General features: G+C 53.9%; 13 protein-coding genes. 11 read left to right on the forward strand and 2 right to left on the reverse strand.

The window, feature by feature from the left end; translation table 11 throughout:
- The coding region (locus ABF287_RS04975; RefSeq protein ID WP_347183910.1) for a class I SAM-dependent methyltransferase at window positions 1–680 on the forward strand (680 nt) is incomplete at its 5' end.
- Between the two features lie 131 nt (window positions 681–811).
- On the opposite strand, the gene ABF287_RS04980 is transcribed toward ABF287_RS04975, so the two are convergent.
- On the reverse strand, window positions 812–1,495 hold the full coding sequence (locus ABF287_RS04980; RefSeq protein WP_347183911.1) for a GntR family transcriptional regulator: 684 nt from the start codon (window positions 1,493–1,495) through the stop codon (window positions 812–814).
- 249 nt (window positions 1,496–1,744) lie between these two features.
- Here ABF287_RS04980 and ABF287_RS04985 point away from each other — a divergent pair, with 249 nt between their 5' ends.
- The 5 genes from ABF287_RS04985 to ABF287_RS05005 all read left to right on the forward strand — a co-directional run bounded on the left by ABF287_RS04985 (window position 1,745) and on the right by ABF287_RS05005 (window position 6,472).
- Window positions 1,745–2,719, forward strand: coding sequence for an ABC transporter ATP-binding protein (locus ABF287_RS04985; protein ID WP_347183921.1), 975 nt, complete (start codon window positions 1,745–1,747; stop codon window positions 2,717–2,719).
- A 39-nt stretch (window positions 2,720–2,758) separates the two neighbouring features.
- Entirely contained in the window at window positions 2,759–4,024 is a 1,266-nt protein-coding gene (locus ABF287_RS04990; RefSeq protein ID WP_347183912.1) for a PotD/PotF family extracellular solute-binding protein, read from the forward strand.
- Between the two features lie 105 nt (window positions 4,025–4,129).
- On the forward strand, window positions 4,130–4,984 hold the full coding sequence (locus ABF287_RS04995) for an ABC transporter permease (protein ID WP_347183913.1): 855 nt from the start codon (window positions 4,130–4,132) through the stop codon (window positions 4,982–4,984).
- Window position 4,985: 1 nt separating this feature from the next.
- Window positions 4,986–5,822 carry an ABC transporter permease gene (locus ABF287_RS05000; RefSeq protein WP_347183914.1) on the forward strand — a complete coding sequence of 279 codons (837 nt, stop codon included), beginning with the start codon at window positions 4,986–4,988 and terminating at the stop codon, window positions 5,820–5,822.
- Window positions 5,822–6,472, forward strand: coding sequence for an aspartate/glutamate racemase family protein (locus ABF287_RS05005; RefSeq protein WP_347183915.1), 651 nt, complete (start codon window positions 5,822–5,824; stop codon window positions 6,470–6,472). The genes ABF287_RS05000 and ABF287_RS05005 overlap by 1 nt, the downstream gene beginning before the upstream one ends.
- 42 nt (window positions 6,473–6,514) lie before the next feature.
- On the opposite strand, the gene ABF287_RS05010 is transcribed toward ABF287_RS05005, so the two are convergent.
- Window positions 6,515–7,327, reverse strand: a complete 813-nt coding sequence (locus ABF287_RS05010) for a GNAT family N-acetyltransferase (protein WP_347183916.1) — start codon at window positions 7,325–7,327, stop codon at window positions 6,515–6,517.
- Window positions 7,328–7,640: 313 nt separating this feature from the next.
- Here ABF287_RS05010 and ABF287_RS05015 point away from each other — a divergent pair, with 313 nt between their 5' ends.
- The 5 genes from ABF287_RS05015 to ABF287_RS05035 all read left to right on the forward strand — a co-directional run bounded on the left by ABF287_RS05015 (window position 7,641) and on the right by ABF287_RS05035 (window position 13,922).
- Entirely contained in the window at window positions 7,641–9,518 is a 1,878-nt protein-coding gene (locus tag ABF287_RS05015; RefSeq protein WP_347183917.1) for a cation:proton antiporter, read from the forward strand.
- Window positions 9,519–9,621: 103 nt separating this feature from the next.
- Window positions 9,622–11,025 carry an MATE family efflux transporter gene (locus tag ABF287_RS05020; protein ID WP_347183918.1) on the forward strand — a complete coding sequence of 468 codons (1,404 nt, stop codon included), beginning with the start codon at window positions 9,622–9,624 and terminating at the stop codon, window positions 11,023–11,025.
- Window positions 11,026–11,246: 221 nt separating this feature from the next.
- Window positions 11,247–12,122, forward strand: coding sequence for a metal ABC transporter substrate-binding protein (locus ABF287_RS05025; RefSeq protein ID WP_347183922.1), 876 nt, complete (start codon window positions 11,247–11,249; stop codon window positions 12,120–12,122).
- A 28-nt stretch (window positions 12,123–12,150) separates the two neighbouring features.
- Entirely contained in the window at window positions 12,151–13,038 is an 888-nt protein-coding gene (locus tag ABF287_RS05030) for a manganese/iron ABC transporter ATP-binding protein (protein WP_347183919.1), read from the forward strand.
- Window positions 13,035–13,922: a metal ABC transporter permease gene (locus ABF287_RS05035; RefSeq protein WP_347183920.1), complete on the forward strand. Its 888-nt coding sequence runs from the start codon at window positions 13,035–13,037 to the stop codon at window positions 13,920–13,922. The genes ABF287_RS05030 and ABF287_RS05035 overlap by 4 nt, the downstream gene beginning before the upstream one ends.
- The last annotated feature ends 73 nt before the right edge of the window (window positions 13,923–13,995 follow it).

Genomic DNA, 13,995 nt, shown 5'->3' on the forward strand with positions numbered 1-13,995 from the left:
GCGCGGCACAATCGCGTCGAAAAGACAGGAAAGACACAATGAATAAATCCGAAAAGTTTTGGGATCAATCTGCTAGCAACTATGACAACACAGAAGAGAAATTTGAGTTCATTCATAGTCGCAGTCGTGAAAATACAAAACGATACCTGAAGGATACCGACATTGTGTTGGACTACGGATGTGGAACAGGCACGACCGCCTGCGAGATCTCTGGTTTGGTCAAGAGCGTGCGTGCGATTGATATTTCAACGGGCATGATCGACATTGCGAAGCGAAAGGCCGCAACAGGTGTCGTCACCAACGTTGACTTCGAACAAGCTGATATTTTCGATGACTCCTTCGAGAATGGCTCATTCGATGTGGTGCTGGCCTTCAACATGCTGCACACGGTGCCTGATCCTAAACATGTTGTGCAAAGAACCTTAGAGCTACTGAAAGATGGTGGGTTGTTTATTTCAATAACACCATGTCTTGGCGGTAAAAAATCAGTCGTGATTGCGCTGCAAATTCTGCTGGTCAGAGTGTTGCTAATGGTCGGTGCTATTCCGATCCCCATTCGACAGCTTAAAAGCACAGACTTGGACGATCTGATAGATCATGAAAAGTTGCAGGTCATTGAGACTGAAGAGATTTTCAAGGGTGCATCAAGCTATTTTATGGTTGCAAAAAAGGAATTCTGATCACGTTCCCTTAAGACAGAGATTAAGCCTTTGCGCAATGCTGCGGGTTGTTCTGGAAAAATCCAATCCTTCTCAAAGGTTGCAAGCGACGTGCTCACGTTCTGCGCGACGAATACTGTGGCGGGCGCTGTTTATGCCAGCGCGTCTTTGAGCGACAAGGGCACGGAGGTTTTGTTGCGCAAATCCAAAGATGTCAGCAAATCCAACAAATGGTTTTTCATCAGTTCTTCCGCGCGCGCGCCATCATGGTCGGCAAAGGCCGAAATCAGCGCATCGTGGGCATGGCTTTCGCACATCGCGGCACGGCGTTGCCAATACAGCGCGATAATCAGAGACGAACGCGAAATGAGTTGGGTGATCATCGCCTGAATGGTGTTTTGATCGGCGATGCGCGCGATATCGATGTGAAACTGCCCTGATAGATATAAGGCGCGGCCGTGATCACCAGCGTGAAGCGCTTTGTGTTCGGCGTCGATGTGCGCTTGCAATTGCGCCACTTGCGCAGGCGTGATGCGCTCGGCGGCAGAGTAGGCGGTGCGTGGCTCAAGCAGGGCGCGGGCCTCGAACACTTCGCGCGCTTCTTGCACAGAGGGCTGCGCAACAAAGGCGCCCTTATTGCGTTTCAATTCGACCAGACGCTCATGTGACAGCGATTGCAGCGCTGCACGCACAATGGTGCGGCTGACGCCGTAAACATCGGCCAAATCGTCTTCACCAAGTTTTGTGCCCGGTGCCAAACGGTGTTCATGGATTGCCAATTCTAATTTTTGGAACAGCAAATCCGCTGTGAGTGGGGTACCGCTTACGTTCGTCATAGTTTTTCCTTTGTCTCACATTGGATTCGCAACTTCGTGATGGCAAGCGTCAACGTTCAGACTTGGTTGTGTTCATGATTGTATACAATTTTGCGCACATAAATGCACACTTTGACCAAAAAGAGGCTCAAAAATTGAGCAGGGGCTGTTTGGGGCTGCATTTAGGTCAAATTTGCTCACGCATCGCCGCAAAACCTGATGAGCTTTTATCAAGACACAGTCGTTGGTCTTAAAGCGCAAGGGGCGGATATGGCAGCTGGCTACGATCTTGAATTGATCAATCTCACAAAGAAATACGGTGAAACTCTTGCTGTCGACTGCATTAATTACCGTTTTAATGCGGGGAGTTATGTGTGTCTTCTCGGCCCATCTGGCTGCGGGAAATCGTCAACCCTGCGCATGATTGCGGGGCACGAATCCGTCACTGAAGGCTCAGTGGTTTTGGATGGCTTTGATGTATCGTCTCTGACACCGGCCAAACGCGGCACCGCCATGATGTTTCAAAGCTACGCTTTGTTTCCACACCTGACAGTCCGCGACAACGTTGCCTTTTCGCTGCGCATGAAGGGCGTCGATAAACAAACCCGCCATGCCAAGGCCAACGCCTTGCTGGATCTCGTCGATATGATCCCACTGGCGGACAGGTTTCCTGAACAATTGTCCGGCGGGCAACAGCAACGCGTCGCCTTGGCACGCGCGCTGGTGACAGAGCCCAAGGTTTTGTTGCTGGACGAGCCGCTGTCTGCCCTCGATCCATTCTTGCGCATCCGTATGCGCGCAGAGCTTAAGCGTCTGCAGCGCGAGTTGGGCATCACCTTTATCCACGTCACCCACGGCCAAGACGAAGCTTTGGCTTTGGGCGATGAACTGGTCGTAATGAACAACGCGGTGATCGAACAAGCGGGCACAGCGCGCGATGTTTGGTCTGCACCGAAAACAGAATTCGTGGCGCGGTTTATGGGCGGTCACAACGTGATCTCATTGGACGGCGGCAAGGTCGCTTTGCGCGCCGATGAGGTCAAGCTGGATCAAACCGGCCTGCCTGCCACCATCACATCCGTCGAATACCAAGGCGGTCACGTGGCCCTGACCACGCAGACCGAGGCGGGCGAAGAAGTGCTCGCCTTGGTGCCAGAAGCTGATTTCTACACCTCACCAAAAAATCCGGGCGACGGGGTCAACCTCGCTTGGGACGAGGGGCGGCTACACCGCCTCCAAGCCTAAATCACTGAACAAAAACCAATCCAACAAGGGAAAAACTCAATGTCAAAAATGCGTTATAGCCGACGTTCCGTTCTTAAGGGTGCTGCTGGGGCCGTTGCGGCCTCTACATTGCCTGCGCCTATGGTCTGGGCTCAAGAAATCAAAGACATCACGTTGCGCCAATTCGGCACAGGTGTGTCCAACCTCAACGATGTGGCCAACAAGGTGAAAGAAGACCTTGGGTTCAATCTTGAAATGACTGCGCTCGACAGTGACAGCGTGACACAACGCGCCGCCACGCAGCCTGACAGCTTTGATATCGCGGATATCGAATACTGGATCTGTAAAAAGGTTTGGCCAACAGGCAATTTGCAGGCGATGGATGTCTCTAAGATCGACAACTACGACAAAATTGCTGGCACGTTCCGCTCAGGTAAACTGACACCGACAAGCGTGATCGCGCAAGGGACTGCGCCACACACTGTTGGCTTTGTTGACGGACCAGGCAGCACTAAGTTTGCCACAGAAGACTCCGGTTGGATGACCCTGATCCCGACAATTTACAACGCGGACACTTTGGGCATCCGTCCTGACCTTATCGGTCGTCCGATCGAAAGCTGGACAGAGCTGTTGAACCCTGAGTTCAAAGGCAAAGCGTCTATCCTCGACATTTCTTCTATCGGCATCATGGATATGGCGATGGTCTGCGAAGCCATGGGTGAAATCCAGTACGGCGACAAAGGCAACATGACCAAAGAAGAGATCGACAAGACATTCGCGATCTTCACAGAGGCCAAGAAAAACGGTCAGTTCCGCGCGTTCTGGAAATCGTTTGATGAATCCGTGAACTTGATGGCCTCTGGCGAAGTTGTGATCCAATCCATGTGGTCGCCTGCGATCACGGCTGTGAAATCACGCGGCATCCCATGTGTCTATCAACCGCTCAAAGAGGGCTACCGCTCTTGGGGTGGTGGTCTTGGTCTATCGTCTAGCTTGTCTGGCATGGAATTGGATGCGGCCTACGAATACATCAACTGGTACTTGTCCGGTTGGGTTGGCGGCTACTTGATGCGCCAAGGTTACTACTCAGCTGTGCCTGAAACCTCCAAAGAGTTCATGTCCGAAAACGAGTGGGGCTACTGGTTCGAAGGTAAAGCGGCCACAGGCGACATCACATCGCCAACAGGTGACGTTTTGGCTGGCGCTGGCGATCTGCGCGATGGTGGCTCCTTCACCGATCGTATGGGCGCTGTGGCGTGTTGGAACTCCGTCATGGACGAGAACCAATACATGGTCCGCAAGTGGAACGAATTCATCGCGGCCTAAGCTGATCTCCCCGAGGCTTTGCCTCCTCACGTGCGGGCCAAGGCGTCCGCACGTTCCTTTCACGATAGAAATACAGAATGTGCCGCGGCACATCGACGAGGCCCTATGAATAAGACTCGCAACTTGGTGACATACCTGCAAGCAGCACCCTTGGCGGTGGTTTTGCTGGGGTTCTTGATCGCGCCCATCGTGATGATCGTCATCGTCAGCTTTTGGGGCGCCACCGAGTTTTCGATCTATCCGGCCTTTCAGTTCGACAATTATGCCTTTTTGTTCAGCTCGCCCGTCACCTACAAAGTGTTTTTCGCCACCTTCAAATACGCGATCATCACATGGGCTTTGACGCTGTCTATCGGCTTTACCATCGCCTATTTCCTCGCCTTTCACATCCGCACGCAGGCCATTCAAACCGTGCTGTTCTTACTGTGCACCATCCCGTTTTTGACCTCGAACATCATCCGCATGATTTCGTGGATCCCGTTTTTGGGGCGCAACGGGATTGCCAATCAAACGCTGATCTCTTGGGGCGTCATAGATGCGCCGCTTGAATGGCTGTTGTATTCAGATTTCGCCGTCATTTTGGCGTTCGTGCACCTGTATACCCTGTTCATGGTGGTGCCGATTTTCAACACGATGATCCGCATCGACAAGTCGCTGATCGAAGCCGCCTATGACAATGGCGCTTCTGGCTTTCAGACGCTCAAACATGTGATTATTCCGCTCACGAAGCCGGGCATCATGATCGGCACTATTTTTGTAGTGACGCTGGTGATGGGCGATTTCATCACTGTGCGCTTTATGTCTGGATCACAAAAGGCCAACGTCGGGCGATTGATTTCAAACGATATTTCGCTTCTGCAATATCCGTCGGCTGCCGCCACGGCTGTGATCTTACTCGTCACTGTGTTGATCATCATCGGCGTCTTACTGCGCTTCGTGAACATTCGAAAGGAGCTGTAAGATGGACAGTCGCCCCAAGTCATTCTACGCGCTTTCTGCCTTCTTCATCCTGTTTTTGCTGTTCCTCTACGGTCCAACTCTGACCATTGGCATCCTATCGTTCCAAGGCCCAAAAGGCGGGCTGACCTTTCCGATGAACGGCACCTCGATGCATTGGTTTATTGATCTGTTCAAACAGCAAGCTGTGGGGGATATCTGGGGCTCGTTCCGGCGGTCTTTGATGTTGGGCCTTTTGGTGATGGTGTCCACCGTGATCGTGTCCGTGTCCGCTGGTTTGGCTTTTCGCAAAAACTTCAAAGGCTCAGGCGTGTTGTTCTATATGGCGATCACATCTTTGGTGATCCCCTCCATTTTGATCTCTCTCGGGGTGGGTCTGATTTTCAACCAGCTCGGGTTCAAAGTGCATTGGGCGACCTCTGGCTTTGGCTCGCAACTCACATGGACCTTGCCCTTTGGTCTTTTGATCATCTTCGCGGTGTTCAACCGCTTTGACAAATCCTACGAGGAAGCCGCGCGCGACCAAGGTGCAACCCCGTGGCAGACGATCCGCTTTGTCATTTTGCCCATTATCGCACCGTCCCTGATCGGTGTGGCGCTGTTCGGTTTCACCCTGTCTTATGACGAATTTGCCCGCACTCTGTTGACCGCAGGCAGCTATAACACGCTGCCGCTGGAAATCTTCGGCATCACCACAAACGTCACAACGCCGGTGATCTATGCGCTTGGCACGCTGACAACGCTGTTTTCTTTGCTGATCATCGCGGTGTTCTTGCTGATCGTTTGGATCATGGGCAGACGCCGCCGGAAGCTTGGGTCGGATGCAGGGGCAGGTGTGTAATGCGTCTGGTCTATATGAACCCGAACTCCACCCAATCGATGACACAAAGTATTGTTGAGGTGGCCCGTCTCGAAGCGCCGCAGATCGACATTTTCGGTCTTACCAATGTGGGCGGTCCTGCGGCCATTCAAGGGCCGGAAGACGGGGATGTGGCTGTCGTGGGTCTTATGCGCCTTTTGGATGAGGCGCGGGACTTAAAAGCCGATGCCATCGTGATTGCGTGTTTTGATGACACAGGATTAGACGCCTTGCGCGCCCGTGCGCATTGCCCTGTTCTTGGGATCGGTCAATCGGCCTATGCGACGGCACAGCTTTTGGGCGCACGCTTTTCCGTTGTGACGTCTTTGGCGGTCTCTGTCCCAGTGATTGAGCACAATATCAAGTCAACTGGGTTCGGGCCAAACTGCACCTCTGTGCGGGCTAGCGGCCTGCCCGTGCTTGAAATCGATGCCGGTGGACAAGACGTCCTTCAGCGGCTTTCGGATGAAATCGACGCAGCCGTGACAGACGACGCCGCGCAGGCTGTGGTTTTGGGCTGTGCAGGCATGGCGCCTTTGCGTGATGCGCTGGCTGCAAAAAGCGCTGTGGCGTTGATCGATGGGGTTGCTGCATCTGTGCATCTTGCCCAAGTGGCCGCGCGCTTCGCCTGACATCGCCCACAGGCATCGCCCATGCAGGCTCGGTCGCAAAGATTATCCAAGTTCCAATGTGGCTGTTGCTGAAAACGCAGGCAGCTCTGCTTGCGGTGCTGCACCGCGATACATGCGCAGAGTTTCGAAGGCCGGCTGAAAATTGGCACGTCTTAGATAGCGCTGCAATTCATGCGAAGTGTCAGGCACATCCAGAATAAGGGTTTGGTTTGGATAACGCGCAGCTATGGCTGCGAGTAGGGTGTCGACCTCGGTTGATGTCTGCGCATAGAGCGGCCCGATCTTGACGCCGACTTGGCATTGTCGCGCGGTCGCAAAGCATGTCTCGCTGAGCACAAAGGTCTGTCTGGATTGCGTGTCCGTAAACCACGATCTGCCGAATTGCCCCCGTTCAAACCCAGCCATTTTGGAATCCGCGTGCAACAGCTCTTCCACACGCACAGGTGTTGCCGTAAGCGCTTTTGGTGCGACGGGGGACGCGCCTGTGAACCGCGTCGTCTTGCCTGCGGGCACAAAGCCTGATTTTTGGTAATTTGCCACCTGTTCCGGCACGCCATCAAGCCCGATACACCGCGATCCGGCATGGGCAATCCCTGCGTTCCAAAGCTCAAACCCAAGCCCGCGACCTCGCAATTCTGGCACACAAATATAGAGGCCTAAGAATGCATTGTGGGCGTCGTGGTTCACGACACTCAAAGCGGCAGCGGGTTTGCCGTCGACCGTCTTGATCAGAAAACCATCGGGATCCGCCGCCAGAAAGGCTTGCGCATCCTCAAGGCCTGGGTTCCAGCCCTCATCGGCGGCCCAAAGCAAGACCAGTTCCAAATCCTCAGGCTTCATTGTGCGAATGCTCATAGGGGGCTCCGTGGCTGTAAACGTGATCGGACAAGCCGTGCGAACTGGATTTAGTTTTGCCAGATGCTGTGAAACTTGCCACCACTTCAGACACAAATGTCTTAAATATTTATAGGTTACGCGCTTTTCTTGTGGAATTGCTCAAATTTTAGTGCGCAGTGGAATTGCCTCCTGTGATCGGGGTTGATCACAGGCGAAGCGGCGACGAGCGAGGCGTTTGATGCTAGAAAAGCCTTCTTTACTTTATGGGCGATAGCGTAAAGAAGATCTGAACTCATGTGCGATCTCACTTTGCCCCTCTAAAGGATTTACTATGACCGATTTTCTGTTGCTGGCGTTTATCTTCTTAGTGGCGGGCGTTGTGGCTGTGCCAATAGCATCGCGTCTTGGATTAGGATCGGTCTTAGGATTTTTGATTGCGGGCATCGTGATCAGTCCGGTCTTGGCGATTTTGCATGTGGATGTGGTGTCGATTCAGCACTTCGCCGAATTTGGCGTGGTGATGATGCTGTTTTTGGTTGGGCTTGAGCTTGAGCCAAAAAAGCTATGGGAAATGCGCGCTAAATTGACAGGGCTCGGGGGCGGGCAAGTGGGGCTGACCACTGTGGCCGTCATGGCTGTGGCGATGTTGATGGGGCAACCTTGGACCGTGGCTTTGGCCATTGGTTTGGTTCTGGCGCTGTCCTCCACCGCGATCGTGTTGCAGACTTTGGGTGAAAAGGGCCTGATGAAAAGCGATGCGGGGCAATCGAGCTTTTCCGTGCTCTTGTTCCAAGACATCGCCGTAATCCCCATGCTTGCGCTGATCCCGCTGTTGGCGATGCCTGAGCTTTTAGAGGCCATGTCGCACGCCGCCCATGATGGCGGGGACGGGCACGGTGCCTCGATGAGTCTTGTGGACGGTCTGCCCGGATGGGGCGTGGCTTTGGTCACTTTGGGGGCGATTGCTGCGGTTCTTGTCATTGGCATCTATTGCACCGGACCGCTGTTTCGTTTCATCGCCGCCGCGCAATTGCGCGAGTTGTTTGTGGCCGCAGCCCTTTTGATGGTGATCGGCATTGCTTTGTTGATGACACTTGTGGGTCTGTCGCCCGCGCTGGGCACGTTTTTGGCTGGCGTTGTTTTGGCCAACTCCGAGTACCGTCACGAGTTGGAAAGCGACATCGACCCGTTTAAGGGCCTGCTGTTGGGGCTGTTCTTTATGACTGTGGGGGCGGGCATCAATTTTGCGCTGTTGTTCGACAATGTCGCCATCATCGTCGGTCTGACCCTTGGGCTGATCGCGCTGAAAGTCGCGGTGCTTTATGCGCTGTCGCATATCTTTAAAATCGGCGGCGCAGATCGTTGGTTGTTCTCTCTTGGTTTGGCGCAAGCGGGGGAATTTGGCTTTGTGCTTTTGTCCTTCACCGTGGCCAACGCTGTGATCCCAACGGCTGTGGCCGATCAGCTGTTGCTGGTGGTCGCACTGTCGATGCTTTTGACGCCGGCTTTGTTCATCTTGTACGACAAAGTCATCGCGCCGAAATTTTCGGATGATGAAGAGCGTGAGATGGATGAGATCGACGAAAGCTCAGACATCATCATCGCAGGACACGGGCGTGTCGGCGGCTTGGTCAATCGCATCTTCTTGGCCTGCGGGATGAAACCCACTGTGATCGATTTCAGCGCCAAACAGCTGGAGATGCTCAAAGCCTACGATATAAAAGCCTACTACGGTGATGCCACGCGCCCTGATTTGCTGCACGCGGCGGGTATTGCCAATGCCAAGCTGTTCGTGATCGCCATCGACGACAAAGAACAAGTCACAGAGCTGACCAAATATGTGCGCCATCACTACCCTGATTTGCACATCGTGGCGCGCGCCATGGATCGCTACCACGTTTATGATCTGTGGCAGGCGGGCTGCCGTGACATCATTCGCGAATACTACGACAGCTCTTTGCGCATGGGGCGCTCCGCGCTTGAGGCTTTGGGGTTCGAACATGATCAGGCCGAGCGCATGGTCGAGGTGTTCCACGATTTGGATCGACGCAGCATGATCTTTATGGCGGACCATTACGACCCCAGCATCCCGCCGCATAAAAACGAGGAAATGCTGGCGATCTACCGCGAAGAGCGCGAGTCTTGGCAAACCGAACTCACAGACCGGATTTCTGTGATCATGGCCGAGGGACGCAAGAAAGAAGCCTAAGCCGTGCATAAAACGCGCGGTTTCACAGATGCTTTGCAATGCTGCGCTTTGTGCGCAGCAAGACGCAGCGTCTTTTACATTCTTAGATACAAAGCGACAGAGCATGGCGGCTGAACAAGCAAAATTTCTAACGGGCAACCTGACCCAACATATCGTCACCATGTCTTTGACCTCTGCCGTCGGATTCTTGGCGCTTTTTGTGGTCGATTTGGTGGACATGCTGTTCATCTCGATGCTGGGCATTGATGAATTGGCCGCCGCGGTGGGCTATGCAGGCACGATTTTGTTTATGACCACCTCGATTTCCATTGGCATGGGGATCACAGGCGGGGCGATGGTGGCAAAATCTCTGGGCCAAGGTGACAGCGCGCGCGCCACCGAAGTGCTCACCCATGTGTTGATGATTGGCTTTGCCTTTGCTGTGGTGATTGCGTCGGTGCTTTATGCCAACTTGCATGGGTTGACGGCGTTGATCGGCGCCTCGGGCGAGACGCAGGAATTGGCCATATCCTATTTGAAAATCTTGATCCCCACCATGCCTGTGATGCTTGTGGGCATCGTGGCCTCTGCGGCTTTGCGCTCGCATGGAGCGGCCAATCTGTCGATGATGGTCACTTTGGTGGCAGGGGTGGTGAACGCTATCCTCGATCCGATCTTTATCTTTGTGCTCGATTTGGGCTTGGACGGCGCAGCTTACGCGTCTTTCGCCGCGCGGTTTGCGATGGCGGGCACGGCTGTGTTCTATCTTGCGCGGCGCTATGGCGGCTTTACGGGGCTGTCTTTCGCAGGCGTTCTGCGCGATTTTAAACCCATCGCGGCGATTGCGATCCCTGCGATGCTGGCCAATATCGCAGCGCCCGTTGGGGGCGCTTATGTGACCTTTGCGGCGTCAGAGTTTGGCGAAGCGGCTGTGGCTGGCATGGCCGTGATCGGGCGCGTAACCCCGATTGCTTTCGCTTTGATATTTACCATGTCTGGCTCTATCGGACCCATCATTGGGCAGAACTTTGGCGCCGGAAAACACGACCGTGTGCGCAAAGCCTATAACAGTTCAATGGTTTTGATCGTGGTTTATGTGATCCCCGTTGTGGCGGTGCTGTACCTGCTGCGAGGGGTTATTGCGGATGTGTTCAATGCCACAGGCACGGCGCGTGACCTGATATATCTGTTCTGCGGGCCTTTGTCTTTGGCGTGGATTTTCAATGGGGTGATTTTCATTTCTAACGCCTCTTACAATAACCTTGGTCACCCGTTTTATTCCACTTGGATCAACTGGGGGCGCAATACTTTGGGCATCATTCCTTTCGTCTATGTGGCAGCCCAAATTTGGGGCGCTGAAGGTGTGTTGATTGGCCAAATGATGGGGGGCGCTTTTGCCGCTTTGGTCGCGTTTATTTTGTCAGAGCGTTTGATGAAGAAAAGCGAACAAGACGCCATTCCGAACTTAAAAGATCCTGCGTTCAAAGACCATCAGCGTGCGTTCAAAATCACCCATTTGCGTCGGTGATTTCGGCAGAATTGTTTGTGGATGATTCTACTGACCTGAGCCATTTTGGGTGGTAAAAGCCTGCCTTTGCTGCGTTTTTCAGCGCTCAGTTGCGAATGATATGGGTCTAGTTGAGAATAGTTCGCAACTGCTTGACAATCCCCAGTGGCTGCCCTTTACAGATGTGGAATACCATTTGTAGGACCTTTGCTATGCCTCAACGATCTGTGTTTCAAACCCTGATGTGCTCGGCTGCTTTGGCGCTTGCCGCCACTGCTGGGCAGGCTGCGGAGCGTCTTAAAGTTGTGACCACCTTCACCGTTTTGGCCGAGATGGCGCAGAACGTGGCGGGCGAGGCGGCAGACGTTGTTTCCATTACCAAACCAGGGGCGGAAATACATGGGTATCAACCGACGCCGCGCGACATCGTGCGCGCTGCTGATGCGGATTTGATATTGTGGAATGGGTTGAATTTGGAGCTGTGGTTCGAACAGTTTTTGGGCAACCTTGGCGACATCCCTTCAGTGACTTTGACCGATGGCATTGAACCAATGTCGATCTCGGAAGGAGCGTACGAGGGCAAAGCCAATCCGCATGCGTGGATGGGGCTTGATAATGCTTTGGTCTATGTGAGCAACATTGAGGCGGCTCTGGTCGCGGCTGATCCTGAAAATGCGGATGTGTATCAGACCAACGCCGCAGACTACCGCGCTGAAATTGAAGCCACAATTGAACCGCTCAAAGCGCAGCTAGAGATGCTGCCAGAGGACAAGCGTTGGCTTGTGACCTGCGAAGGGGCGTTTAGCTATCTGGCGCGGGATTTTGGCCTGAAAGAACTGTATTTGTGGCCGATGAACGCCGATCAAACCGGCACACCACAACAGGTGCGCAAAGTGATCGATGGAGTGCGCGACAATAACATTCCCGTCGTGTTTTGCGAGAGCACCGTGAACACATCGCCTGCCAAACAAGTCGCGCGTGAAACCGGTGCGCGGTATGGCGGCGAGCTTTATGTCGATAGCCTCAGCAAGAAACGCGGACCGGTGCCGACCTATCTCGATCTGCTGCGCGTCACGGCGCAAACGGTTGTCGATGGGCTGACAGACAAACCAAAGTAATGACGACCTATTGTTAAAGGATACCCTCGTGACACAGACCGATAGCTCCCTGAAGACGTTCGGAAGTGGCGGCATCACAGCGCGCAACGTGACCGTGACGTACCGCAATGGTCACATGGCGTTGCATGACGCCAGTTTTGAAATCCCGAGCGGAACGATCACGGCGCTAGTTGGCGTGAATGGTGCGGGGAAATCGACGTTGTTCAAGGCGATCATGGGCTTCGTGCCCGCCGCCGAGGGTGATATTCGGTTGCTTGGTAAATCCGTTAAAGACGCCTTGCGCCAAAACTTGGTGGCCTATGTGCCGCAAGCTGAGGAGGTCGACTGGGCTTTCCCTGTGTTGGTCGAAGACGTGGTGATGATGGGCCGCTACGGCAAAATGGGGTTTCTGCGCCGCGCTGGCAAAGCGGATCACGCCGCTGTGGACGAGGCTTTGCGCCGTGTGAACATGCTCGAGTTTCGCAAACGCCAGATTGGCGAGTTGTCCGGCGGGCAACGCAAGCGCGTGTTCTTGGCCCGCGCTTTGGCGCAAGACGGGCAAGTGATTTTGCTTGATGAGCCGTTCACCGGCGTCGATGTGAAAACCGAAGAACAGATCATCACGCTGTTGCGCGAATTGCGTGACGAGGGCCGCGTGATGTTGGTGTCCACGCACAACCTTGGCTCTGTACCCGATTTTTGTGATCGCACGGTTTTGGTCAAAGGCACGGTGCTGGGATACGGGCTGACCGAGGATGTGTTCACCCATGACAACCTAGAGCGCGCCTTTGGCGGTGTGCTGCGCCACTTTACTTTGGGCGGGGCCGAGTTGCATGACGATGACGACACCCGGGAAGTGCGGATCATCACCGACGATGAACGGCCTTTCGTGATGTATGGCGATAAATCTGATGCGCAAAAAGAAGACGCGTCATGATCGAGACCCTGCTGGAACCTTTCACCTATAGCTACATGTTCAATGCCATGTGGGTGTCCGCGCTTGTGGGCGGGGTCTGTGCTTTTTTGTCGGCATATCTGATGCTTAAAGGCTGGTCTTTGATCGGCGATGCGCTGAGCCACTCTGTGGTGCCCGGCGTGGCGGGGGCCTATATGCTGGGCTTTCCCTTTGCTTTGGGCGCTTTCGTGGCGGGCGGATTGGCCGCAGGCGCGATGCTGTTTTTATCTGAGCGTTCGGGGCTGAAAATCGATGTGATCATCGGAATTATTTTCACGTCGTTTTTCGGGCTGGGCCTGTTCATGGTCTCGCTCTCGCCCATGTCTGTCAGTATTCAGACCATCATCATGGGTAATATTTTGGCCATCACGCCTGAGGACACGCTGCAATTGGTGATCATCGGTGTGGTTTGTCTGGTGGTGCTTTTGGCCAAGTGGAAAGACCTGATGGTGACGTTTTTCGACGAAACCCATGCGCGCTCTATTGGCTTGAAACCTGAGGTGCTGAAGGCGGTGTTTTTCATGCTTTTGTCCGCAGCAATTGTAGCGGCGATGATGACTGTGGGCGCGTTTTTGGTGATCGCTTTGGTGGTCACGCCTGGGGCCACGGCCTATCTGCTGTGCGACCGTTTCCCGCGCCTTATTGCTGTGTCGGTGTTCATCGGCGCTGTGACCAGTTTTGTGGGGGCGTACGCCAGTTATTTTCTTGATGGGGCGACCGGTGGCATCATTGTCGTGCTGCAAACCACGGTGTTTGTGATCGCGTTTATCTTCGCGCCTAAGCACGGTATTTTGGCAAGCAAGCGGATCGCACGCGAAGCCATTGCCAATCAAAAAACGGCGTTGATGAAGGGGGATCTGACATGATCGATACCCTGATGCAGCCGTTTCAATTTGGGTTCATGCAAAACGCCTTTTGGATCATCGCATTGATCGCGCC

It is taken from the genome of Pacificibacter sp. (genome assembly GCF_039769035.1).
Taxonomy (GTDB): Bacteria; Pseudomonadota; Alphaproteobacteria; order Rhodobacterales; family Rhodobacteraceae; genus Celeribacter.